18 protein-coding genes and 1 pseudogene are annotated in these 22,909 nt (G+C 51.3%); 10 read left to right on the forward strand and 9 right to left on the reverse strand.

What is annotated here, in order from left to right; translation table 11 throughout:
- Positions 1–340 precede the first annotated feature (340 nt).
- Positions 341–3,163, reverse strand: a complete 2,823-nt coding sequence (locus PREMU_RS03835; protein ID WP_040558592.1) for a M16 family metallopeptidase — start codon at positions 3,161–3,163, stop codon at positions 341–343.
- Between the two features lie 153 nt (positions 3,164–3,316).
- Between PREMU_RS03835 and PREMU_RS03840 the strand changes: the two genes are divergently transcribed.
- The 4 genes from PREMU_RS03840 (at position 3,317) to PREMU_RS03855 (ending at position 8,668) form a co-directional block, all read left to right on the forward strand.
- Positions 3,317–4,834, forward strand: coding sequence for a GH3 auxin-responsive promoter family protein (locus PREMU_RS03840; RefSeq protein ID WP_040557980.1), 1,518 nt, complete (start codon positions 3,317–3,319; stop codon positions 4,832–4,834).
- Between the two features lie 79 nt (positions 4,835–4,913).
- The gene (locus tag PREMU_RS03845) at positions 4,914–6,896 is read left to right on the forward strand and encodes an Ig-like domain-containing domain (protein ID WP_007573266.1); all 1,983 of its coding nucleotides are present in this window, start codon (positions 4,914–4,916) and stop codon (positions 6,894–6,896) included.
- 28 nt (positions 6,897–6,924) lie between these two features.
- Positions 6,925–7,752 carry a DUF3108 domain-containing protein gene (locus PREMU_RS03850; protein WP_007573268.1) on the forward strand — a complete coding sequence of 276 codons (828 nt, stop codon included), beginning with the start codon at positions 6,925–6,927 and terminating at the stop codon, positions 7,750–7,752.
- Between the two features lie 19 nt (positions 7,753–7,771).
- Positions 7,772–8,668 (forward strand): beta-1,6-N-acetylglucosaminyltransferase, encoded by an 897-nt coding sequence (locus PREMU_RS03855; protein ID WP_007573270.1) that lies wholly within the window; start codon positions 7,772–7,774, stop codon positions 8,666–8,668.
- An 18-nt stretch (positions 8,669–8,686) separates the two neighbouring features.
- On the opposite strand, the pseudogene PREMU_RS14435 reads toward PREMU_RS03855, so the two are convergent.
- The 6 genes and pseudogenes from PREMU_RS14435 to rpmH all read right to left on the reverse strand — a co-directional run.
- Positions 8,687–9,057 (reverse strand): annotated as a pseudogene (locus PREMU_RS14435) (solute carrier family 23 protein); the annotation flags it as partial.
- A gap of 284 nt (positions 9,058–9,341) precedes the next feature.
- Positions 9,342–10,673: a UDP-N-acetylmuramoyl-tripeptide--D-alanyl-D-alanine ligase gene (locus PREMU_RS03865; RefSeq protein WP_007573271.1), complete on the reverse strand. Its 1,332-nt coding sequence runs from the start codon at positions 10,671–10,673 to the stop codon at positions 9,342–9,344.
- A gap of 24 nt (positions 10,674–10,697) precedes the next feature.
- The gene (locus PREMU_RS03870; protein WP_007573272.1) at positions 10,698–11,699 is read right to left on the reverse strand and encodes a D-alanine--D-alanine ligase; all 1,002 of its coding nucleotides are present in this window, start codon (positions 11,697–11,699) and stop codon (positions 10,698–10,700) included.
- Positions 11,687–12,757 carry an RluA family pseudouridine synthase gene (locus tag PREMU_RS03875; protein WP_007573273.1) on the reverse strand — a complete coding sequence of 357 codons (1,071 nt, stop codon included), beginning with the start codon at positions 12,755–12,757 and terminating at the stop codon, positions 11,687–11,689. The genes PREMU_RS03870 and PREMU_RS03875 overlap by 13 nt, the downstream gene beginning before the upstream one ends.
- Before the next feature lie 13 nt (positions 12,758–12,770).
- The gene (locus PREMU_RS03880) at positions 12,771–13,487 is read right to left on the reverse strand and encodes a PASTA domain-containing protein (RefSeq protein WP_007573274.1); all 717 of its coding nucleotides are present in this window, start codon (positions 13,485–13,487) and stop codon (positions 12,771–12,773) included.
- A gap of 194 nt (positions 13,488–13,681) precedes the next feature.
- On the reverse strand, positions 13,682–13,837 hold the full coding sequence (gene rpmH / locus PREMU_RS03885; RefSeq protein WP_004378018.1) for a 50S ribosomal protein L34: 156 nt from the start codon (positions 13,835–13,837) through the stop codon (positions 13,682–13,684).
- Positions 13,838–14,028: 191 nt separating this feature from the next.
- On the opposite strand from rpmH, the gene efp reads away from it, so the two are divergent.
- From efp to PREMU_RS14885, 4 genes are all read left to right on the forward strand, one after another.
- Entirely contained in the window at positions 14,029–14,601 is a 573-nt protein-coding gene (gene efp, locus PREMU_RS03890) for an elongation factor P (RefSeq protein WP_007573278.1), read from the forward strand.
- Between the two features lie 133 nt (positions 14,602–14,734).
- Positions 14,735–15,784, forward strand: a complete 1,050-nt coding sequence (locus tag PREMU_RS03895) for a glycosyltransferase (protein ID WP_007573280.1) — start codon at positions 14,735–14,737, stop codon at positions 15,782–15,784.
- A 310-nt stretch (positions 15,785–16,094) separates the two neighbouring features.
- Entirely contained in the window at positions 16,095–16,322 is a 228-nt protein-coding gene (locus tag PREMU_RS14880; protein WP_156803953.1) for a hypothetical protein, read from the forward strand.
- 142 nt (positions 16,323–16,464) lie between these two features.
- The gene (locus PREMU_RS14885; protein WP_156803954.1) at positions 16,465–16,707 is read left to right on the forward strand and encodes a hypothetical protein; all 243 of its coding nucleotides are present in this window, start codon (positions 16,465–16,467) and stop codon (positions 16,705–16,707) included.
- 147 nt (positions 16,708–16,854) lie between these two features.
- Here PREMU_RS14885 and PREMU_RS03905 read toward each other — a convergent pair whose 3' ends face one another.
- On the reverse strand, positions 16,855–18,192 hold the full coding sequence (locus PREMU_RS03905; protein WP_007573284.1) for an FAD-dependent oxidoreductase: 1,338 nt from the start codon (positions 18,190–18,192) through the stop codon (positions 16,855–16,857).
- Positions 18,193–18,532: 340 nt separating this feature from the next.
- Between PREMU_RS03905 and PREMU_RS03910 the strand changes: the two genes are divergently transcribed.
- Positions 18,533–19,054 carry a hypothetical protein gene (locus PREMU_RS03910; RefSeq protein ID WP_007573286.1) on the forward strand — a complete coding sequence of 174 codons (522 nt, stop codon included), beginning with the start codon at positions 18,533–18,535 and terminating at the stop codon, positions 19,052–19,054.
- Here PREMU_RS03910 and PREMU_RS03915 read toward each other — a convergent pair.
- A complete protein-coding gene (locus tag PREMU_RS03915) occupies positions 19,032–20,975 on the reverse strand; it encodes an LTA synthase family protein (protein WP_007573288.1) in 1,944 nt (647 codons plus the stop codon). The genes PREMU_RS03910 and PREMU_RS03915 overlap by 23 nt on opposite strands.
- A 139-nt stretch (positions 20,976–21,114) precedes the next feature.
- On the opposite strand from PREMU_RS03915, the gene PREMU_RS03920 reads away from it, so the two are divergent.
- Positions 21,115–22,896, forward strand: a complete 1,782-nt coding sequence (locus PREMU_RS03920) for an ArnT family glycosyltransferase (protein WP_007573290.1) — start codon at positions 21,115–21,117, stop codon at positions 22,894–22,896.
- Positions 22,897–22,909: the final 13 nt, after the last annotated feature.

Here is a 22,909-nt window from a genome sequence, read left to right on the forward strand (position 1 = left end):
TGGCAAAGAGTTTATGGGAAATTAATGGTGGTGCCCATCTAAACAAGGGTTGCTGAAGCCTCGATTGTATAGCGTGCAAATCGCGTCGCCTTTACGGCGTAAAGGCAACGCGATTACGGTGTAAAGGCAATGCGATTACAGTGTAAAGGCAACGCGATTACGGTGTAAAGGCAACGCCGTGAAAATAAAATTTGCAAGCTATTGCTATTCAGTGATTTATGAAAATGATAAAAATGCGAATGTCTGTGAGCAGACCATGTCTCAATCAACAATAAAAGCGGCTCATCCCAACAGAGACGAGCCGCTGATATAAGAATGTGAAATTAAATGCTATCCCGACTTATTTGGGCAGCATCACTACGCTGACCTTGTTGGCACCGGCCAGGAATTCCTTGACGAAAGCGGAGATCTTTTCAGGTGTCTGAGCCTGGACGAGATGGACATATTCGCTGTTTTCATCGCGGTTCATGGTGTAGTTGTTCCAGATGATGCCGCTCCAATAGCCGTTTGTCTTAAGGGCGCTGTCGTGCTGCTTAAGCATGAGCTTCTGAGTCTTCTCGAGCATTTCGGCGTCACACTTTACGGCGAGGTCCTTCACGGCCTGGTCCATGATCTTGACAGCCACATCCTTCTTCTCCGGCTTCATTGGACAGTAGCCGATGAGCCGAGCCATATGGTAGCCGTCATCAGCAATGCTCATGCCCCCCTGTGCACCACAGGTGTAAGCGGCGCTTGCCTCCTCACGGATCTGCTTGAGGTAGACCATAGAGAGCACCTGACCAGCGATGTCAGCCTCGATGCTGCGCTCCTGCGTGTAAGGCAGTGAGGGGTTAAACCATACCATCTGGGCGAAAGACTTCGGTGTCTCCATCTTACGTATGAAGGTCTTGTCAACGTTCTTCTTTGTAGGATAGACTGTGCGCTGTCCTGCGGGGTTCTTGCCTTTTGAAGGCAGAGCGCCGAGATACTGGCATACAAGCGGCCGGATGGTGGCCTCGTCGAAGTTGCCGATGATCTCGAACACCCAGCCGTTAGCATTGGCTGTGCGCTCCTTGGCCATGGCGAGGATGCGGTCATAGGACACATTTTTCAGATCTTTCGCCAGTAATGGCTGCTGACGCCAGTTGTTCTCGTAGATTATCTTTGTGATGGTATCGGCGTAGGCCGTTTGCGGGTCAAGGTCGCGGTTCTTCAAACTTACCTCATACTGTTGCATGAGGTTGTTGTAAGCATCGGGATCTTTCTTGATGTTGGTGAAGTAGAGATAGGTAAGCTGGAGCATGGTCTCTACGTCTTTAGGTGTTGCGTTTCCGTTGATCGACATGCGGCGTGAGCCCATTGTGAGCGATGCGTTGGCAATCTTTCCGGCGAGGGCTTTTCCAAGCTCTATGGACGAGAAGTCGCCAAGGCCGCTGTTGTCGATCACATCGTTGAATGTGTTGATGTTTGCGAAGTCAGCCTTGCCGTAGTTGCCGGAACCTGACCCGCCCTCTCCGGACATGGTGACCTGGTCTTTCTTGTAGTCGGTTTTCTTCAGGAGCACGGTTACGCCGTTGGAGAGCGTAAGGATATCGTAGTCGAACTTCTTGCTCTTCACCTCTTTCTTTATTTTTCCAGATTTGGGCAGCGCTTTCATGATGGGCTCGTTCTTCACGTTGTCCACATACGCCTCGACTTTAGCCTCACGTGCGCTCTGCACGGCACCTAAGAGTTGATCAGCAGTGGGGTAGACGGCACCTTCTTTCTCGTTGTTAAAGTTGAGGATGACGAGGTTGCTGTCACTCTTTGAGTAGAGCTCCGGCAGCACTTTATTGACAGCCTCCAATGGGACAGCTGGCACAATCTGCTTCATGAGCTGATAATTGAAATCAATCGACGGCATGGGCTCATTGGAGAGGAACCATCCCAAAGCCTGCTGGTAGAAAGAGGCGTTGGACCGTTTGTCGCGGCCCTCCCACATCTTATCAAGCGAAGAGAGCATGTTTTCTTTGTAGCGCGCATACTCAGTAGGAGTGAAGCCATAGTCAGCGGCTTGCTTCACGACGATGAGTGCAGCCTTGAGTGCTTCGGCAGTCTTGCTCATGTCTTTCGGGGTCACGGACACGTCAAAGGCAGCTTTTGTCTTAGAGAAAATATAGTCGTCATCGCTGGCCGATGCGTCCACAAAAGGACAGTCAGCCTTCTGTGCAGCCTCGGAGAAGCGGGTGGAGAGCATGCCCAATGCAGCTCCCTTCACGTATTGTGAGAGCGTATAAGTCAGCTGCTGTTTGAGAGAGTCGGGCACGGGATCGTGCTTCATCATCAGTGAGACGACGGACTGCTGGAACTCCTTGTCCTTGTCGATGATGACGATGGGCTTGGCGTTGTCGGGTACGGGTTCCTCAATGATCTGGGCCTCATTCTGTGGGTTCTTGATGCTGCTGAAAAGCTTCTTGATTTCGGCCTCAGTACGGTTCACGTCTACGTCGCCAATGACGATGATGCCCTGATGGTCGGGATGATACCATTTATGATAGTAGTCAACCAACTCTTTGCGCTTGAAGTTGTCGACGACTGACATCAGTCCGATGGGATAGCGCTTACCGTATTTCGATCCTGGGTAGAGCTTCTCAAGGTTTCGTTCAAGCATTCGACTCTGAGCTGATGTGCGGAGACGCCACTCTTCATGGATGACGCCGCGCTCCTTGTCAATCTCATTCTGCTCCAGCGAAAGCCCGCACGACCAGTCGCGCAGGATAAGCAGGCAGGAGTCGAGCGTGGAAACGGTGTTGGTGGGCACGTTATCGATATTGTATACAGTCTGGTCAATGGAAGTGTAGGCATTGAGGTCGCCTCCGAATTCGATGCCCTTTGAACGGCACCACTCAATGAGGTCATTGCCCTTGAAATGGTCTGAACCGTTGAAAGCCATGTGCTCAAGGAAGTGGGCCAGACCGCGCTGATCCTCATTTTCCTCTAAAGAGCCAACTTTCTGTGCAATGTAGAAATTGGCCCGATGCTCTGGCCAATTGTTGTGGCGGATGATGTAAGTCAGTCCGTTGGGCAGCTTGCCAATGCGGAAAGCAGTGTCCACAGGAACCGTCATGTCTGGCGCTTGAGCTCTGGCAGTGGCGACCACCGTGAGCAAAAGCAACAGAGATGCGATAATGTGCTTGATGTTCATCATAAGAATTAAAGGTTGTTATATTGCTTTTTTGTTATTATACGCAAAGTTACAACATTTAGGCATCGTTTTGCCATAAAAGTATGTTTTTTTTTGCTGTTGTCGTACTTTTGGCTTAAATTTGCAGTCCATAAAAGGATAGTTTTTGCAGAAATGAGTCTTACAAAGATAGCGGGCAAGTTCTTTTTGCCAAGGCAAAAAGAACTTGATAGACATTATACAGAGCCGGAGCAATTGCAGCGGTCGGTCCTTAGTTACCTTGTCTCCAAAGGCATGGATACTGAGTATGGCCGTGCACATGCGTTTGAGAATATCAAGGATTACACAGGCTTTGTAAAGAATGTACCCATCAATACTTATGAAGAACTCAAGGGCGACATCGACCGTATGCGCCATGGTGAGCAGAATGTGCTGTGGCCAGGGCTGGTGAAATGGTATGCCAAATCGTCGGGAACCACTAATGACAAGTCGAAGTTTATCCCTATTTCTGTGGCGGGGCTTCACAATATCCATTATAAAGGCGGCGCTGACGTGGTGGCGTTGTATCTGCGCAACCATCCCGAGAGCAGACTCTTCGACGGTAAATCACTTATTTTAGGGGGGAGTCATTCACCTAATTACAATGTTGAGGGCTCTTTGGTGGGCGACCTCTCTGCCATTCTCATTGAGAATATCAACCCCATTGCCAATCTTTTCCGTGTGCCGAAGAAGCGCACAGCATTGCTGTGCGACTTTGAGCTCAAGCGTGACCGCATTGCCCATGAGTGCCTTTACAAGAATGTGACCAACATCTCAGGCGTACCTTCGTGGATGCTCAGCGTGCTCGTCAGAGTCTTGGAGGTCTCGGGAAAGAAGCACGTCGAGGATGTGTGGCCTAATTTAGAGGTATTCTTCCATGGCGGCATTGCCTTTACACCGTATCGGAAACAGTATGAGGAAATTATTACTTCGCAGAAGATGCACTATATGGAAGCGTACAATGCATCGGAGGGATTCTTCGGCATTCAGGATGATCCCAGCGACCATGCCATGCTACTCATGCTCGACTATGGTGTTTATTATGAGTTCATACCGTTGGAAGAGGTGGACAAGCCCAATGCTACCGTTATCCCGCTCGAAGGCGTGGAGACGGGTAAGAACTATGCCATGGTGATCTCTACTTCGTGTGGGCTGTGGCGCTATATGATTGGCGACACCGTGATGTTTACGTCGAAGAAGCCCTATAAGTTCGTTATCACCGGCCGGACAAAGTATTTCATCAACGCTTTCGGTGAGGAATTGATTCAGGATAATGCCGAGAAGGGACTGGCTTACGCTTGCGAGCAGACCGGTGCTCAGATTCTTGAGTACACTGCTGCACCTGTTTATATGGACGAGAACGCTAAGTGCCGGCACCAGTGGCTGATAGAGTTTTCCAAAGATCCTGATGATTTGAAAAAGTTTGCCGACTGTCTTGACAGTAAATTGCAGGAGATTAACTCCGACTATGAGGCCAAACGTTTCCATGATGTCACTTTACAGCACTTGGAAGTAGTGAAGGCTCATCCGCATCTTTTTGAGGAATGGCTCAAGGCCAAGGGTAAGCTCGGAGGGCAACACAAGGTGCCACGATTGAGCAACTCAAGGAAAAATATGGACGAGTTGTTGGAACTTAATGGCTCAGAAAGGTAAAAAAGTAAAAAGGTGAAAAAGGTAATAGGATAAAAACTAAACAAGTAAAAAGAATATTGCTGTAATAGTTGTAAAAGCAATGGGAAGCATTTGTCATTTAAATACGGGGAAAGTAAGGCCGGTAATGAAAGGACTTGTCTCTTTATTGCCTTTTTGCCTTTTTGTCCTTCTGCTTTTCCAGTCGTGTGCCCGCATGGGCAATCCTGATGGCGGATGGTTTGATGAGACTCCGCCAAGGGTCATCGGCGCAGAGCCTGCCGATGGAGCAACCAATGTCAACAAGAAGAAAATTTACATCAATTTCGATGAGTTCATCAAGATAGACAACCCCACAGAAAATGTTGTCGTGTCGCCACCCCAGTTGGAAGCACCTGAGATCAAGGGCGAAGGCAAGCGTATTGCGATTCAGTTGGCGGACTCTCTCAGGCCCAATACCACCTATACCATTGACTTTTCCAACGCTATCAGCGATAACAACGAGGGTAATCCGCTCGGCGACTATGCCTATACTTTCTCTACGGGCGACCATATCGACACACTTCAGGTGTCGGGTTATGTGCTCGGAGCAGAGGACTTGGAGCCGGTGAAAGGCATTCTCGTGGGTCTGTACAACGATCTCTCCGATTCTGCTTTTCAGAAAAAGCCGATGATGCGTGTCTCGAGAACCGACTCGCGTGGTCATTTTACCATCAAAGGCATAGCTCCGGGGAAGTACCGTGTCTATGCCTTGCAAGATGCTGACGGCAATTATCGGTTCAGTCAGAAAAGCGAAATGATAGCTTTTAACAGTGACTTTATAGAACCATCCTTCAAGCCAGATACCCGGCAGGATACCATTTGGACCGACTCTCTGCACATTGCTTCTATCAATGTGGAGAGCTATACGCATTTTCTTCCTGACAACATCTGCCTGCGTGCCTTTATCGAGAAGCTTACCAACAGGTATCTGTTAAAGAGCGACCGCACACAAGCCAACCACTTTTCTTTGTTTTACAGCTACGGCGACAGTGTGCTTCCTAAAATCAAGGGACTGAACTTCAATTCCGACAAAGCTTTCCTTATCGAGGCTTCCGAGCATCGCGATACGCTTGTCTACTGGCTTCGCGATACGGCGCTTGTCAATCAGGATACCTTGAAAATGCAGATTACACACAACATCACTGATACTGCAGGGGTGTTGCGTGAACAGGTAGATACACTTCAACTCATTGCCAAGACTTCGTATGCCAAACGTCTTAAGGATGCGGGAAAAAAGCTCAGGGACTGGCAGAAGAAGCAGGAAAAGAAGAAAAAGAAAGGCGTGTCTTACGACAGCATTATGCCCCGTGAAGAACTGAAGCTGACGATTACGCCTTCGGGTGAGATGGATCCGGACCAGAATGTGACCATTCAGGCCGAAGTACCGTTGATGCCTGTCGATACCGCACACGTCCATCTCTTTTCCCATTCGGAGAAGGATTCGCTATGGTATGCTGAAAGATATGAGTTCGAACGCGTTGATAACCGGACCTATCGGCTGAAGGCAGAGTGGAAACCGGCTATGGAATACAGCCTGGAGGCGGACAGCATGGCTTTTGCTTCCATCTATGGAGACGTGGCCGGAAAAACGAAACGGGGTCTCAAGGTGCGGTCCAATGACGCTTATGCTTCCTTACTCATGACGATTGAAGGCATGCAGGGAAAGCACATTATTGCACAGTTGCTTGATAATTCAGGAAAGATGGTGAAGGAAGTCTATACTGACAACGGGCAGGCTGAGTTTTATTATCTGAGGGCCGGAAAGTATTATATGCGCGTGATTGTTGATGCCAACAACAACCACAGATGGGATACTGGCGACTATTCTAAAGGCATGGAGCCGGAAGAAGTATACTACGATCCTGAGCTGATTGAGTGCAGGGAGAAGTGGGATATGACATTGGCGTGGAATCCCACAGGCAGCCCCCTGTGGCAACAGAAGCCAGGTGCCATTACCAAGCAGAAGGCCGACAAGCAGAAGACTATACAGCACCGAAATCTTGACAGGGCTAAAAAGCTCGGTCTGCAATATATTCCTAAATAAGACAATGATTCAAAAATGATAAACAGCCATGATGCAGTTATCTAAACACTTAAAAATATCTCTTCTCACATTGCTGACATTCATCGCCATGTCAGCATCCGCACAGTGCACATTTCGTAACACTGCGTTTAAGTCAGGTGAGAGATTATCCTACAATCTCTACTTCAATTGGAAATTTGTGTGGGTAAAGGTCGGCAATGCTTCTTTCGACATTGACCAAACTCATTTTCGTGGAGTCCCAGCCTATAAGAGCAGTCTGATTACGCGGACCAACAAGCGTGCTGACAATTTCTTTGTCATGCGTGATACCCTCCTTTGTTACAATACACTTGACCTGGCGCCGCTCTATTATCGCAAAGGTGCACGCGAGGGCAAGCGCTACACTGTCGACGAAATCTACTATTCTTATCCCAACGGTAAGTGTCATGTGAAGCAGCAGCGCCTCAAACACGATGGCAGCAGGGTCAGCTCGCAGCACACTCTCAGTGAGTGTGTCTTTGATATGATGAGTATCTTCATGCGCGCGCGCTCTTTCAACCCTACAGGATGGAAGAAAGGATTTGCCGTCAACTTCCCTATTGTCGACGGCAGAAAGGTTTATCCGGCACAGGTGCGCTTCCAGGGCATTGTCAATGTGAAGGCTGACAACGGCCATACCTACCGTTGCCTGAAACTGGCCTACATGGACAAGGATGATGATGAGAACAAATGGAAAAAGATTGTGGACTTCTTCATTACGGATGATGATAACCATGTTCCTGTTCGCCTTGACCTTCACCTGCGCTTTGGTTCGGCAAAGGCATTCGTTACCGGTATCTCAGGGTTGAATAATGCGGAGAATGCTTTGGTTAAATAGTTAGTATAGGAGAGAGCTTATGAAACTTGCATTTTTAATTAACGTCCAGAAGGACGCGCGGCATCTGCGCGACCTTGTGGCCAGTCTGCCAAGGGATGCGCAGTATTATATCCATGTGGACCGTCACCGCGACGTGCAGCACTTTCAGCAGGAGCTTGAGGGCGAGAACATTCACTTTCTTACGCAGCGGGTCAGAGTGATTCCTTACAGTCTTAATGAGGTGGAGGTACAGGTAGCTCTCATCAAGGAGGCGTTGGAAAGCAATGCTGATTATTTGGTGGCTATTGATGGGCTCGACTATCCTCTGTGGAGTAATGAGCGCATCATAGAGTTCTTCTCTGATGCCAAAGACCGGCAGTTTCTCAGTGGCATAGCCATGCCCGGCCAGGGCCATGCCGCTTATCGCTATACCGACTTTCAGCTGTTCAACGATCATATCTGGCGCTGTGGCACGCTGAAGAGTGGTGTGAGGACTCTGGCGCGCCGTGTGCTCACTGGCAGCCATGTGCACAAGACACTGCGCATCCATTGTCCGGAAAAGACCTATACCCTGTTTAAAGGCAGCACCTCATGGGCCATTACGCCCGACCTGGGAAGACTCATTGTGGAGCAATGGGAGGGGAACGGGCATCTCAAGACTTATTTCAGCACAAGCTATCGCCCTATAGAGACATTTATTCCTACGGTAGCATTCAACTCCGACTTTGCTTCTCAATGCGGGCTGGTCAAGGGCAAATGGAATAGCGAAGAGGCTTTCATGCCGCTGACCTATGTAGGTCGGGGCCATTCACCCAAGATACTGACCGAGGACGATCTCGCGGTCTTGCGAGACAGCCGCAAGATGTTTGCCAGACAAGTGGTGTCCGGTTACAGCGACGGACTGAAGAGCATGATAGATGCCAAGCGCAACTCATAACATGGTGATGAAAGCAGGGAGGGCTTCGCGCACATTGAGAAAGGTGATGAGCAGAAACACGATACCTTCCACAAGCATGATGGCGAGTGACTGCTGCCACGTATAGCCCATGGCCTGTAAAGGGTGTAGGCGAAGAATGCATTGAGCCCCATACTCGGTGCTTAGGCAAAGGGAAGCTTGGCCATGAAGGCGGGCAACAGAGTGGCGATGGCAGAGGCGATGGCCGTAGCCGTGAAGAGAGCACCTCGGTCCATGCCTGTCGTGCCGAGAACAGTAGGGTTGACGGCAAGGATGTAGCATATCGTCAGGAATGTGGTGGCTCCCGCCACGACTTCCGTCTTTTTACGCATGGCCTTGGCATCGAAGCCGAGGAACTTTTTCAATATCATCCTAACGTTTTTGATGGATTATTTTTATCGCATCGCGATTACGCCGTAAAGGCATTGCGATTACGGTGTAAAGGCATTGCGATTACGGTGTAAAGGCATTGCGATTACGCCGTAGACGCGTTGCGTTTACGGCGTAAAGGGAATGCGATTACGGCGTAGACGCGTTGCGATGGCGCTGTGGTCACAATGTGATGAGTATTTGGCTGTGACAGAAGAGAATAGTTTCAGTCCTGCTGCTGCCGTCGGTAAGCTGAGAAGCGAGCGCTTGTTTTGTCAGCGGATGCTTACAACAATGCAGGAAGTTCAAAGAGCCGGATGCCGTTACTGCCCTTCACCAGGATGCACTTGCCTGTAGGCTTGGCGGTGGCGATGGCCTGCTTCACTTCCTCTACATTATTATATTTCCGATAGTCGCACTGTGTTTTGGCAAACTCTTCTCCGACGAGCCACACGTCGTTGAATCCTTTTTCCCTAAGCGTGTCAACGACTTTCTGATGCTCTTCCGCACTGACGGCTCCCAGTTCACGCATGTCGCCGAGGATGGCCATCTTGGGTAGGTCGGTCGAAATCTTCCCGAAGCTGTCGAGTGCCGCTGCCATGCTGGTGGGATTGGCGTTGTAAGCGTCAACGATGAGCGTGTTGTCGGAGGTCTTGACCAGTTCGGAGCGATTATTGGTCGGCTCATAACTCTCGATGGCATGGTTGATCTGCGCCTCGCTCACGTTGAAGTGCAGGCCTGTGGTCACAGCTGCCAGCACATTGTCGAGATTATAGGATCCGATGAGGCGGGTCTTCACCGTGTGCCATTCATTGAGCGAGACAGGAAAGTTGTTGTCGTTTCCGCTGCATCTCCACTCTATGGTGATGAACGGGTCGGATGCAGTCACTCGGCCCTGCACCTGCGCGCGCTCATCCAGGCCATAGCTGATGATACGGTCAAGCTCGCGCTCGCGTGCCATTTCCACGAGATACTTGTTGCTGGTATTGAGGAAGACGAGACCACCAGTTGCTTTGAGGAAGTCGTACAGTTCACCTTTGGTTCTCTTAACGCCTTCAAAAGAGCCGAAACCCTGGAGGTGAGCCCTGCCGACATTGGTGATCAGTCCGCACGTGGGCTCTACATATTCCACGAGTTTTTTGATGTCACCCAGATGCGATGCCCCCATTTCCACGACGGCAATCTGATGGTCCTTGCCAAGACGAAGTAGAGTCTTGGGCACACCGACATCGTTGTTGAAGTTGCCTTCGGTGTGCATCACGTTGTATTTCTTGGCCAACACGGCAGAGACAAGCTCTTTGGTCGTCGTCTTGCCGTTGGTGCCGGTAATGCCTACCACGGGGATGTCGAATTGTCGGCGGTGCTCGCGCGCCAGCTCCTTGAAGGTGGTCAGGCAGTCTTTCACGAGGATATAGCGGTCGTCGCCATCTTCAGCGTATTCTTTCTCATCGATTACGGCGTAGCTGCAGCCTTTCTGCAAGGCCGCTGCCGCAAACTTGTTGCCGTCAAACGACGCGCCCTTCAGTGCGATGAAAATACTGCCCATAGGGCAGTCACGGCTGTCGGTCGTCACCATTAGGTGCTTCTGATAGATAGCGTATAATTGCTTGATGTCCATTTAACAGCGGTTCCTCTTATTCAATTATGCGAACTGGTTCTCCACGATATCGGTAAGGACGTCCTTGATGTCCAGTCCGGCAGCGCGCACTTGCTGGGGAATGAAGCTCGTGGCAGTCATGCCCGGTGTGGTGTTGATCTCCAACATGTTGACTTTGTCCTTGCCGTCGGCATCCTTGGTGATGATGTAGTCGATGCGGATAATGCCGTTGGCGTGCAGAATGTCGTAGATGCGGCTGGTCTCGGCGGCTACGGCCTTAGCGGTCTCGGGCGTGAGACGCGCGGGAGTGATCTCTTGTACTTTGCCGTTATACTTGGCATCGTAGTCGAAGAATTCGTCTTGTGTCACTACTTCTGTAGCTGGCAGCACCACGCTCTTCTCTTTCGTCTTGTAGATACCCTGTGAGATTTCAGTGCCTTTGAGATAGCTCTCCACCATGGCCTCGCTACTCTCCATGAAGGCTACGCGCAGAGCGGGGGCGAGCTGGTCGGCGTTCTTGACTTTGCTGACGCCGAAGCTGGAGCCGTCAGCGGCAGGTTTGACGAAGCACGGCATGCCCAGACGCTTCTCAATGGCAACAGGATCGTAGTCCTCACCGCGGCGCAGCAGAACGCTGTCGGCGACGTTGACGCCAAAGCCGCGAAGATAATTGTTGAGCACAAACTTGTCGAAAGTCATGGCCTCTACTAAGACGCCGGATGTGGAATAAGGCAGATGGATGAGGTCGAAATAGCCTTGCATCATACCGTTCTCACCTGGCTGGCCGTGGATGGTGATATAGGCGTAGTCGAAGACCACGGCTTTGCCATCCTGCCCGATAAAAGAGAAGTCGCTTTTATCAATGGGTGCTACACTGCCGTCGGGGAAGCTGACGTGCCAGTTGGTGCCTTTGATGTCTACTATATAAATGTTGTAGCGCTCCTTGTCAAAGAAGGAGTAAAGTCCCTGAGCCGAGCGCAGTGATACGTCGTGCTCTGAAGAGTCGCCACCGCAAACGATGGCAATGTTTCTTTTTAAATTTTCCATTTGCTATTAATATACTTTCTCCATTTTTCTATCAATGCATTGAAATCCTCGGGCCATGGAGAGTCAAAGTCCATTTGCTTGCCGGTGCGCGGATGCACGAAGCCGAGGGTCTTGGCATGGAGTGCTTGTCGCGGACAGAGCTCCAGGCAGTTGTGGATGAATGCCTTGTAAGTAGAGCTGCGCTGTCCCCACAGTATCTCGGTACCGCCATAACGCTCGTCGCCGAAGATCGGATGGCCTCTTTCTTTCATGTGTGCGCGTATTTGGTGGGTTCTTCCTGTCTCTAATACGCACTCCACGAGTGTCGTGTAACCGAAGCGCTCCAGCACGCGCCAATGGGTGATAGCAGGCTTTCCGATACCCGAATCAGGTGCAAACACTCTCATGCGCAGCCTGTCTTTTGGGTCGCGGGCGATGTTGCCCTCAATCCGTCCCATGTCTTTCTGTAGGTTCCCCCATACGAGAGCGTTGTAGGTTCGGTGCGTTGTCTTGTGGAAAAACTGTTTTCCAAGCGATGTCTTGGCATCTGCAGTCTTAGCCACGACAAGCAGTCCGCTGGTGTCTTTGTCGATGCGGTGCACGAGCCCTACGGCGGGGTCGTTGGCATCAAACGTCTTGAGGTTGCGCAGATGCCATGCCACAGCGTTAATGAGTGTGCCGCTGAAGTTGCCTGCACCCGGATGGACCACCATGCCTGCGGGCTTGTTGACCACGAGCACGTCGTCGTCCTCGTAGACGATGTCGAGCGGAATGTCTTCGGCGTGTATGGTAGAGTCGTGCTTAGGACGGTCGAGCATGAGGGTGATGACATCATTGGGGCGCACCTTGTAGTTGCTCTTCACGGGCTCACCGTTGACCTGAATGCACCCTGCTTCCGCTGCGGTCTGTATGCGGTTGCGTGAGGAGTGCTGCATGTGCTCGGCCAGAAACTTGTCGATGCGGACGGGCTGCTGGCCCGTGTCCACTGTCATGCGCCAGTGCTCATATTGTCCTGGCTCTGCTGACTCGTCGCCTTGCACCTCTTCTATATCGTCGTCTAAGATCAGATCGTCAGTCATAGGATTTGCTTTGTTATTCCACCGGTGTGAAAGGATCCTTATCAGGCTCGTCCTTCTTTTGGGAGTGATCCTCCTGGTCAGGCGTGTTCACCTCTTCAAACTCATCCACATCTTCACTGTTGTCATCGTTTGTATTGAAGGTGGGGTCAATATAGTTCACAGAATCGCTTGCACTGCGCATGCCGTTTCCGGCTTGTATGGTGAGCCGCGCGTCCACAGGGATGCGGTCGCCGTAGACTACATGTTTTCCGTTGACGATGATGCCATACACCCAGTCTTTCTCTCCGGGAATAAACTGTGGCGGGTTGAGCTTGAATCCTATGGCGGTCAGCTTGGCCATAGCCTCACGGAGCGAGCAGTTGTCAATGACATCGGGCAGCGAGATAGTTGGAGTTTGGGTAGCGTTGATGGTGACAAAGACCGTGCGTCCGGGCTTGACGCGCTCCCCCGGTGCGGGATATTGTTCAAGAATACACCCTGGTGGCAGTGTCTTGATGTAGCCGGTATCGCTCACTACTATGTTAAGGCCAAGCTGCGACAGCACTTCTTCAGCGTTTTCAAACTTTTGATGGGTGAGGTTGGGAATGGTGACGGCTTCGCCGTGATGGGTATAGATGTCAACGGCAAACCTGAATCCAACAGCAAGCCCTACGATGACCAATGCCATCGCAAAGAGATTGCCCCAAAGCATCTTGCTTTTGAATTTGCCTATAAACTCTGAAATTGACATCTTTATTAATTGGTATCAGTCGCTATTTTGCGCAAAGGTAATGGAAAAAGGCTGGAAAGCAAAAAGAAAAAGCGTTTTTTATCTCGTCCGCACAGTATAAATGACTTCCATATCCATTTTCAACAACACAAAAGGCAGACAAAGGTTTCATCCTTGTCTGCCTTCTGCTGCGTGCTGACGTTGTGAGGAGAAGCTTACTTTCCGTGATTCTCGTCAGAGACGGTAAGCTTCTTGCGGCCATGGGCACGACGGGAAGCCAAAACGCGACGACCATTCTTGGTGGCCATGCGCTCACGGAAACCGTGCTTGTTCACACGGCGGCGATTGTGCGGCTGAAATGTTCTTTTCATCTTTTATTCGTATTTTTAATTTGTTGTCCGCTTTCTCTCAAGGGCATATTAAACCCTTTCGGGCTGCAAAATTACTCATAAAAATCGAAATGACAAAGAATTATACTACTTTTCGATGTTTTTTTCTGATTTCTTAGTAACTTTGCAGCCGCTTACGACGCATAATAATATAGTAAACATACAATTATATCATGATTAATTCACAGGAAATCAAGAAGGGTACTTGCATCCGTATGGACGGCGGTATTTGGAAGTGCATCTGGTTCGAGCACCGTAAACCGGGCAAGGGCAACACCGTGATGAACACCAAGCTGAAGAATGTTGCCGACGGACGTGTATTGGATCGTACTTTTCAGGTTGGTTTCAAGCTCGAAGACGTGCGTGTGGAGCATCGTCCCTACCAGTATCTTTATGAGGACGCAACAGGTTGCATCTTCATGAATCAGGAGACATTCGAGCAGTTCCCTATCAACCGCGATCTCATCACTGGCGGTGAGTTTATGAAAGAGGGCGACATTGTGGACGTGCAGATTTCTGCCGATGACGGCGCAATCCTCTCTGCCGAGATGCCTCCCAAGACCGACTTGGAGGTCACTCATTCTGAGCCTGGCGTGAAGGGCAATACGGCTACCAACGCCACCAAGCCCGCCATACTGGAAACAGGCGCTGAGGTGCGCGTACCTCTCTTCATCAATGAGGGTGACGTCATTACGATCAGCACTGAAGACGGAAGCTACGTGAGCCGCGTAACCGAGAAGAAGTAATTTAAAAGTAAAAAGGTAAAAAAGTAGAGAGGAACAATGGCTGTATGACTTGATACAGTCTTTCCTTTTGCTTTTTTACCTTTTTCTTTCTTCTTCATATTACCCTTTTCCTTTCTTATTTTTCTCCCTTTTTATGGAGTACAGCATTATCGTTCCGGTCTATAACCGCCCTGACGAGGTGGATGAATTGTTGGACAGCCTGACACATCAGGCTTTTACTGACTTTGAGGTCATCATTGTAGAGGACGGCTCGTCCACTCCCTGCAAGACCGTTTGCGACAAATACGCGGGCCGGCTCGACATCAAATACTTCATGAAACCTAACAGTGGGCCGGGCCAGAGTCGCAACTACGGCGTGGAGCGTGCCGCAGGAAGGTATGTGCTCATACTCGATTCTGACGTGGTGGTGCCGGAAGGCTATCTCCAGGCCGTCGACGACGAGTTGCGGCTGAAGCCTTGTGAGGCATTCGGAGGACCGGACCGCGCTGCTGACACGTTTACTCCGACGCAGAAAGCCATCTCTTATTCCATGACAAGTTTCTTTACCACGGGCGGCATTCGGGGCGGAAAGAAGAAGCTTGACAAGTTTTATCCGCGCTCGTTCAATATGGGCGTGCGCCGCGATGTCTATGAGAAGCTCGGCGGATTCTCCAAGATGCGCTTTGGCGAAGACATCGATTTCTCCATCCGTATCTTCAAGGCAGGATGCCGCTGCCGCCTCTTCCCTGGCGCGTGGGTGTACCATAAGCGCCGCACTGACTTCCGAAAGTTCTGGCGACAAGTGTTCAACAGCGGCATCGCGCGCATCAATCTTTACAAGAAATACCCTGAGAGCCTCAAGTTGGTCCACCTTCTGCCGATGGTGTTCACAGTGGGCGTCTTCCTCCTTCTTGCCGTCTTCATCGCTGGTCCTATCCTCGGATACACCGTGCTGCGTGCCTGCGACCCGCCTCTGGGTGGTGTGATTAGCCTGGCCGCGCTGTTGCCATTATTGTTTTATTCCTTGCTTATCTTTGTTGACTCCAGTCTGCAGAATCACAGTCTACGCATTGGACTGCTCTCCATCCGCGCGGCTTTCACGCAGCTCATGGGCTATGGATGCGGCTTCATCAAGGCTTGGTGGCAACGCTGCGTGCTGGGCAAGGGAGAGTTTGAAGCCTACAAAAGGAACTTTTACAAATAGATATACCTTGATTTTTGACAGAGTAGATCTACCGTAAGTTTACTTTTACGTTTCTTCATTTTGACCAGATAGAAGTCTCTTCATTCTGGCCAGATGGGTGATGGGTAGTGAACAGTCGGGCATTCGTCTGCGTGAGCAGCAGAAAATAAGCCGTGCCTAAGGACGTCCATACAGGATAAGACCACGAGCTGCTCGGTATGGCGAACGGCAGTACGCTAAGAGCTGACAAGGGGGGCATCATGAGCTTGATATGCCTCATCGCCGTCAGAGCGCCGGCTAACGACAGGGCGACACTTACAGCCAGTGGGACATGCAGTTGGCCGGCCAGCAGAATTTTTCCGGCGGCACCGTAGCAGGACACGAGAAAAACGGTGGTGAGAATGCGGGACGGATGCCTGTGGAGCTGATCGCCAGGCTGGCAAAGTGTTGCAAAGACCACTATGAGCGGCGGGGCTATAAGGGTCATGGTATGGGTGGCGACGGCACACAGCAGGGCCGGAAGTGCCCCAATCCAAAAGAATGCCCACTGTTTCATTGAAGAAACAGAAACGGATCTTTGGGGTGACCATGTGTTCGCATAAGACTGCCAACCGGTGACGACGGCTTTGTTCAGCAACACTATCAGGGCCGAGAGTGCCAGCACGGAAGCGGGATAGTACCACGATTGCAAGTGTAGCACAATGGGCAGCAGGCAGGTTGCCAATGATGGAAAAAAAGTTGAATGGAAAGCTGTGAGAAGGCCCGCTGTGAACAGTATCCCTGCAGAAAGGGCAACGATGGGGAAGTGGGGCAGAAGTCTGGCGAGCACAGTACCCGCAAGGGACGTCAGCGACAGAATGACGGGTATGTGCCGTAGACGTACCTTCCACGGACTGCGCTCAGCGATGATCAGCCCCGTGGCCAGCGCGGCCATCGGAGGATAGATCAGGGTTCTTTCTCTGAGCGTTGTCGCGGCAAAAACCATTGCGAGGACAACGATAAGCGAGAGCAGGTAGCTTTCGCTGTGGCCGGCTCTTACACGAGGGTACAGCCTTTTCACTTTCATGTGATACAAACCACCCCGCTCCTCCTCAAGCGAAAAGATCGTTCAGCCCTTCGGCAACGGTTGGGTGGGTGAATATCATGCTCTTGACATAAGCTGCGGGAATATGGTTGTCAATGACTATCTTGAAGAGGTTGATGATTTCGTGCGACTCGGCACAGAAGAGCGTTACGCCTAACACCTCGTCGGTGTCGGCGTCAACCACTGCCTTGAGCAGGCCGTCGGTCATGCCCAATACTTTGGCTTTAGGAATGGCTGCAGCTGGCATGCGTTTCACGGTGACGTGACGGTTGAGCTTGAGTGCCTGCTGCTCAGTGAGGCCGATGTGTGACAGAGTGGGCGTGGTAAACACGCTTGTAGCCACGGCACCACGGTTAGCGCGTGTGCGGCTGCCGTCGCCAAAGAGTTGGTCGGCCACGATGCGATAGTCATCAAGCGAGATATAGGTGAACTGTGCGCTGCCTGCCACGTCGCCCATAGCCCAGATGTCTGGAGCAGCCCTCAGATGATCATCGGTCACGATGTAGCCACGGCTGTCAACGGCAATGCCGGCCTTGTCGAGATGCAGGCTCTTGGTTTCGGGGTGCCGGCCTATGCCTACGAGAATGGCATCGGCATCGAAGTTACCCTTTGAGGTGACTACAGTGGTATGGTCGACAACCTCGGCAAAGCGTTCGGTGTGTGCACCTAAAACCACCTTGATGCCACGGGCCGTCATCACACGCAACATCTCCTCGGCTATGTCGCGGTCTTCACGGGCAAGGAACGTGTCGCCTGCCTCAAGCACTGTCACTTCGCTGCCAAAGGCTTGGTACATGAATGCGAACTCAAGAGAGATATATCCTGCGCCTACAATCACCAGTCTGCGGGGCCGCTTGTCAAGCGACAACATCTCAGTGCTGTAATAAATACGGCTTCCGCCTGCGCCTTCTATTTGTAGATGGTTGGAGGCCGTGCCCGTGTTGATGAAAATGTGCTCGGCTGTCACCTCTGTCTTACGGTCTCCCTGGGTAAGCTCTACGGTGTGGCTGCCTGTGAACGATGCTGTGGCGTGCACCACTTTTGCGTGTTCCAGGTCGGCCACTTTGTGATAGTTGGCATTGCGCAGCGCGCCGATGAGGGCGTCTTTACGCTGCATGGCTTGGGCGAAGAGAGCGTCCTTGTCGGTGCAGTCGGCATGTTGGAGCCCTTCGGTAATGAGTTTTTTCGAAGGTATGCAGCCTACGTTGATACAGGTTCCGCCATACATGTTCTCGTCACGCTCAACTAAGATGACGGGTTCTCCATGCTTTGCCAGGTCGGCAGCCAAGGTCTTCCCAGCCTTGCCGAAGCCGATAATCAAGTTCTTTGTTTCTATTTTTTCCATTGTGCCTAATCGTATGATGGGATTATTTAGAGGGTAGGGAATTACTCTTTGAACAATTCGCCGCAAAGATACTACTTTTTGCTGAAATTGTAAACATTCCCAGCCTGAAAAGCTGAGGCTGCATAAAATAAGCCGCCTTTCTCTCTGTTATTATCGTGCGACAGTTGTCGCACGATCGTCAAGCAGTTGCCGCACAATCGTTCGACAGTTGTCGCACGATCGTCAAGCAATTGTCGAACGATGGCATTGCAATTGTCAGACAATTGTCAGAGAGTTTTTTTGCGTGTTTAGTACAAAACGGTTAATTTTGCTTCTGTATTTACACATATAGTGAATAGCCATGCGGAGGATCTTGATTTTTTTCCTGTTGTTGCTTCTTAGCGGCACCGTTCTCTCATTCTTTCTGTACAAGGCGGATGAGCGGAGCTTTCCCGAACAGTTGGAGGACGCTATGCCGTTTGCAGAGTTCCTGACTTATGTGAACCCCGACTATGGTTATTCGCTTCTCTATCCTTCTTTCTTCACCAAGGAAGCGTTGTCTGACGGCAAGCCTGGACATGTACGCTTTGTCTACCGCAACAATACCAATCTCGTGCTGGAGGCTGAGGTAAAGCCTGACAACGCACAGAAGGGGAATGTTTATGAGTTGGTTGATTCGGGAATGATGGAGGGAATGGACGGTTATGAGTATTACCGGCACTCTGTCCGCCGTGCGGGCCACTGGTACGTGCTCACACTCTATTATCCTACGGAATGCAAGCAGGGCGTGGCGAGAATTCTCTATCGTGTGAAGACCTGGCATCCGTTTTGTAGACTGAGAGGATGCTCTTCCCGTCTTACTATCGCTGCCTGTCGAGCATGAACTGTGCCGTTTGCTCCATGCTGTAGACATAGCGGCGCAGGGGTTTGAAGGCGGGTGTGGAACGGCTTTCGCGGAGTTTCCAGCCCGGCAAGGCATCGTAGTAGAAAGCCTTGCCCATACGTGGGTTGTAGACGAAGCAGCGGGCCGTGTCGCGCGCCACAATCTGATTATCGGCCGAATAGAACACACGGTCACGGTGCCGCCGGAGCAGGTCTACGCCGAAGCCGTCGTAGGGGTAGTTCACTTTCATTAGTCCAAGCAGCGTCGGCATGACGTCGACTTGCTGGCCCAGTCCCGTGTATTTCATGGGGTGGATGCCTTTGCCGAAGATGATAAGCGGAATGTGGTTGTAGCTTACAGGCAGTTCGGCATCGCTCTGTCCAACCATCTTTCCGTGGTCGGCCTGAATAATGAAGATGGTGTTCTTGAACCATGGCTCCTTGGCGGCCTTATGCAGGAAGTCGCCGATGCACCAGTCAGCATATTCCACAATTTGCGTTTCGGGATCCTTCGTACGTGGCTTGAACCACGCCGGAATGATATAGGGTGGGTGGTTGCTGATGGTGAGAATAGTTGCCATGAATGGCTTGCCACGCTGGGCTTTAGCATTGATTTTGTTGAGTGCGAAGCCGAACTCGAAGTGGTCGCTCACGCCAAAACTGTTGACCACAGCACTCTTGGGATAGTTCTCCTGCGAGTAAATGTCGTCGTAACCGTTGGTGGTGAAGAAGGCTTTCATGTTGTCATACTGCGCCTCATGGGTCATGAAGAACATGTTTTCATAGCCCAGACCCTTCAGTACGGTGGGCAATCCCTGCCGGTGTGGCGTCACCGTGCCCTTCATGAGGTTGCGGAACATCAGGGCGGGGAAGCTGTAGAGCGTGGCCGTCATGCCGTGATTGGTGTGGATGCCCGCACTGTAGAAGTTGGTGAAAGCGAGTGAATGCTGATAGAGTGAGTCGAGTGTGGGGGTGAGTGGCAGTGGTTGTCCAAACTCGCGAAGCAGCGATGCCGACATCGACTCCATGAGGATGACGATGACATTGGGCTTGCTGGTGGGCTCACGGTGCGTGGAATCATTGATGATGAAGCGGTGAAGCACCTGTGTGCTGTCCGCTTTCCCGCTGATACCAAGCCATTGCCGGGTCTCGTCCACGGCCTCGTGTGCAGGCATGAGGTGCAGCTCCTTGTTCTCTGGCCGCATGTCATCGAGCACCGAGGTCAGCAGGTTGAAGGCGGGATTGATGCCCAACTGGTTGAGAAACGGGTCGTCACAATAGTACGCTTCGCTCACCTTGATGGGGTTATAACCCCGCCGCCCGCGGATACCGAAGATGCAGAGGGCGATGAGCGCAAGCGTCAAGACGGAGCGAAGGGCATAAGACACAGGGCGCCGGTCAGTGGGAAGACCTTTTAATGACTTGGCGTAGACACGCTCCATGCGGAGCAACGCCCAGATGAAAGCGGTTGTGAGCGCGATGTAGAGCGCGATGTAGAGCCAATAGCCCTTCTCTTCGACGAGCATGCCTGCTGTCGTGGCGGTGTAGCCGAACCATCCGAAGATACTGGAGTTGATGTTCTTGAAGAAATAGGCAAAGTAAGGTGTGTTGGCGGCTGAAGGCATGAAGGCGATGGCGTAGAAGACGGCCAGCCACAGCGTGACGCCTCGCCGGAACCAGTGGTGGCTCCATCCGGCGATGCCCGCAATGAGCACCACGGCGAGTGGTGCCACCATGATGTAGCAGGCAATGACATTGTCGAACCACAGGCCGCGGATGAAAGCCCCTGCCGGACTGATGTCGGGGTGCGTGATCTGGCCGTGGAGAGCAATGAACTCCACCAGACGAAAGAGAGTGAAAACCAATAAAGCCGTGACATGGATGCCCAAAAGCCACAAGACCGACCTAAGAAAACGTTTCATGTTACAAAATTAATACATATCTCTGGTGATAGGTAATGTTATTCGATAAAAAAGCGGTAAATTTGCGGAATAATTCATTTTGTGAGCCTTTCCCTGCCTTTTGGAGAATGATATGGGAAAAGAAATTGAACAAAGGAAGATGGACAAGAGATATCGTTTTGTATTCTGGTCGGTGGTGGTAGTCTCTGCCGTGGTGCTGTTACCATTTCTCGGTAACACTGATTTTACGACCAAAGGCGAGCCCCGTGAGGCCGTTGTGGCCTTGTCGATGCTGAACCAACATAATTGGATCCTACCGGTCAACAATGGTTTCGACATTCCTTACAAGCCACCATTCTTCCAATGGTGCATCGCCGTTTTCTCAATGCTGGCAGGGCATGTCAGCGAGTTTACGTCGCGTCTGCCATCTGCTCTTGCCCTTATCATTATGTTAGGAGCGGGCGCCGTGTTCTTTGCCAAGCGCAAAGGCCGTGATCTGAGTTTCCTTGCCGCTATGCTCATGCTTACGGCTTTCGAAGTGCACAGGGCGGGTACCAACTGTCGTGTCGACATGGTGCTGACGATGTTTGTGGTCTGTTCGCTCTATGCGATGTACATTTGGTGGGAGAAAGGCTGTCGCTATCTGCCGTGGCTGGCTGTTCTCTGTATGAGTGGTGGCACGTTGACTAAAGGTCCGGTGGGCATCGTTCTGCCTTGCTTCGTGATGTTTATCTTTATGCTTTTCATGGCGTGGCAACAAGAGAAGCTCGGCGTGGCTGTCGTATGGAGAACGGTTTACAAGCTGTTTTTCTCTGCCTTGCTTGCTGTCGTGTTGCCCGCTCTGTGGTATTGGGCGGCTTATCGTCAGGGCGGCGACCAGTTCCTTGCACTTGTCATGGACGAGAATGTAGGGCGTTTTTTGGGGAAGATGAAGGAGGTCACTCACGACAATCCCTGGTACTACAACCTCACGATGCTGTTTTCCGGCTGGCTTCCCTGGACGTTGCCGATGGTCGTGTCTCTCTTCTTCCTGCCTTGGAAGCGGTATGTTGGTCTGTTGAAGGCTCAAGCAGACGGGCTCTCTCTTTGGAGCCGCATGGTGGCGGGCTTACGGAAGGCTGATGCCATTCAGGTCTTCACCTGGCTTTCGTTTCTGCTCATTCTTTTCTTCTATTGTATTCCCAAGAGCAAGCGTGGGGTCTATCTCCTGCCGTGTTATCCATTTATGGCTATGCTGATGATGGAGTATGCTTCCTGGTTTGTGAAGCATTCGCTGTTCCCCATCCGTTTCTATATCGGCATTCTGTCATTGACGGCTGTTGTACTGACGGCAGTCTTGGTCGTGGTGAGAGCCGGCATGGTGGGCGACAGCCTCTTCCACGGCAAGCATGCTTGGGAGAATGCGCAGATACTTCATGCCCTGTCAGATGGAGCAATGGGCTTTGGCGACATTGTCCTCTCACTGTTGCCGCTGTTGGCTGCCTGCCTTGGATTGATGGTGCTGCTTCATCGTCGTGTAGGTTTCATTACGAGTCGGCCGGTTCTTATCTCCACAGTGATGACCCTGCTCGTCTTTATGGCTTTTGATGGCTATTATAAACCTACAGCGATGAATTGTAAAAGTCTGCGTCCACTCGCTTTGCAGGTGGGGCGTGTGGCCAAAGACGAACCGATATATGCGCTCACCGAAATCAGCCATCCCAAAGTAGGCGATGATGCCTTGCGCTTCTATGGCATCGATTTTTATTTGGGCGACCGTCTCCGGCAGTTCAGTGTTGACCGGCCAAAACATGGCATTGTCGTTGTGCCTGCGCAAAAGAAAGCCTTGCTTAGCGATTCTTTCTGCAAGAATTATCTGTTTACAGAACAAATGCGGACACCGCATCGCGCCTCCACTTTCAAAGATACGGTCTATGTCTACCGCTTCCGATTGAAGGAATAAGACAGTGAGAAGC

This window comes from Hallella multisaccharivorax DSM 17128 (assembly GCF_000218235.1).
GTDB classification, from domain to species: domain Bacteria; phylum Bacteroidota; class Bacteroidia; order Bacteroidales; family Bacteroidaceae; genus Prevotella; species Prevotella multisaccharivorax.

Coding starts and splice junctions, on each gene's coding strand:
- PREMU_RS03850 (WP_007573268.1), top strand. CDS start 6,925: ATGATGCAGTTATCTAAACACTTAAAAATATCTCTTCTCACATTGCTG.
- PREMU_RS03895 (WP_007573280.1), top strand. CDS start 14,735: ATGGAGTACAGCATTATCGTTCCGGTCTATAACCGCCCTGACGAGGTG.
- PREMU_RS03875 (WP_007573273.1), bottom strand. CDS start 12,757: ATGACTGACGATCTGATCTTAGACGACGATATAGAAGAGGTGCAAGGC.
- PREMU_RS03835 (WP_040558592.1), bottom strand. CDS start 3,163: ATGAACATCAAGCACATTATCGCATCTCTGTTGCTTTTGCTCACGGTG.
- PREMU_RS03910 (WP_007573286.1), top strand. CDS start 18,533: ATGCGGAGGATCTTGATTTTTTTCCTGTTGTTGCTTCTTAGCGGCACC.
- PREMU_RS03840 (WP_040557980.1), top strand. CDS start 3,317: ATGAGTCTTACAAAGATAGCGGGCAAGTTCTTTTTGCCAAGGCAAAAA.
- PREMU_RS03855 (WP_007573270.1), top strand. CDS start 7,772: ATGAAACTTGCATTTTTAATTAACGTCCAGAAGGACGCGCGGCATCTG.
- PREMU_RS03905 (WP_007573284.1), bottom strand. CDS start 18,192: ATGGAAAAAATAGAAACAAAGAACTTGATTATCGGCTTCGGCAAGGCT.
- PREMU_RS03870 (WP_007573272.1), bottom strand. CDS start 11,699: ATGGAAAATTTAAAAAGAAACATTGCCATCGTTTGCGGTGGCGACTCT.
- PREMU_RS03845 (WP_007573266.1), top strand. CDS start 4,914: ATGGGAAGCATTTGTCATTTAAATACGGGGAAAGTAAGGCCGGTAATG.
- PREMU_RS03915 (WP_007573288.1), bottom strand. CDS start 20,975: ATGAAACGTTTTCTTAGGTCGGTCTTGTGGCTTTTGGGCATCCATGTC.
- PREMU_RS14880 (WP_156803953.1), top strand. CDS start 16,095: ATGCAGTTGGCCGGCCAGCAGAATTTTTCCGGCGGCACCGTAGCAGGA.
- PREMU_RS03920 (WP_007573290.1), top strand. CDS start 21,115: ATGGACAAGAGATATCGTTTTGTATTCTGGTCGGTGGTGGTAGTCTCT.
- rpmH (WP_004378018.1), bottom strand. CDS start 13,837: ATGAAAAGAACATTTCAGCCGCACAATCGCCGCCGTGTGAACAAGCAC.
- PREMU_RS03880 (WP_007573274.1), bottom strand. CDS start 13,487: ATGTCAATTTCAGAGTTTATAGGCAAATTCAAAAGCAAGATGCTTTGG.
- PREMU_RS03865 (WP_007573271.1), bottom strand. CDS start 10,673: ATGGACATCAAGCAATTATACGCTATCTATCAGAAGCACCTAATGGTG.
- efp (WP_007573278.1), top strand. CDS start 14,029: ATGATTAATTCACAGGAAATCAAGAAGGGTACTTGCATCCGTATGGAC.
- PREMU_RS14885 (WP_156803954.1), top strand. CDS start 16,465: ATGGGCAGCAGGCAGGTTGCCAATGATGGAAAAAAAGTTGAATGGAAA.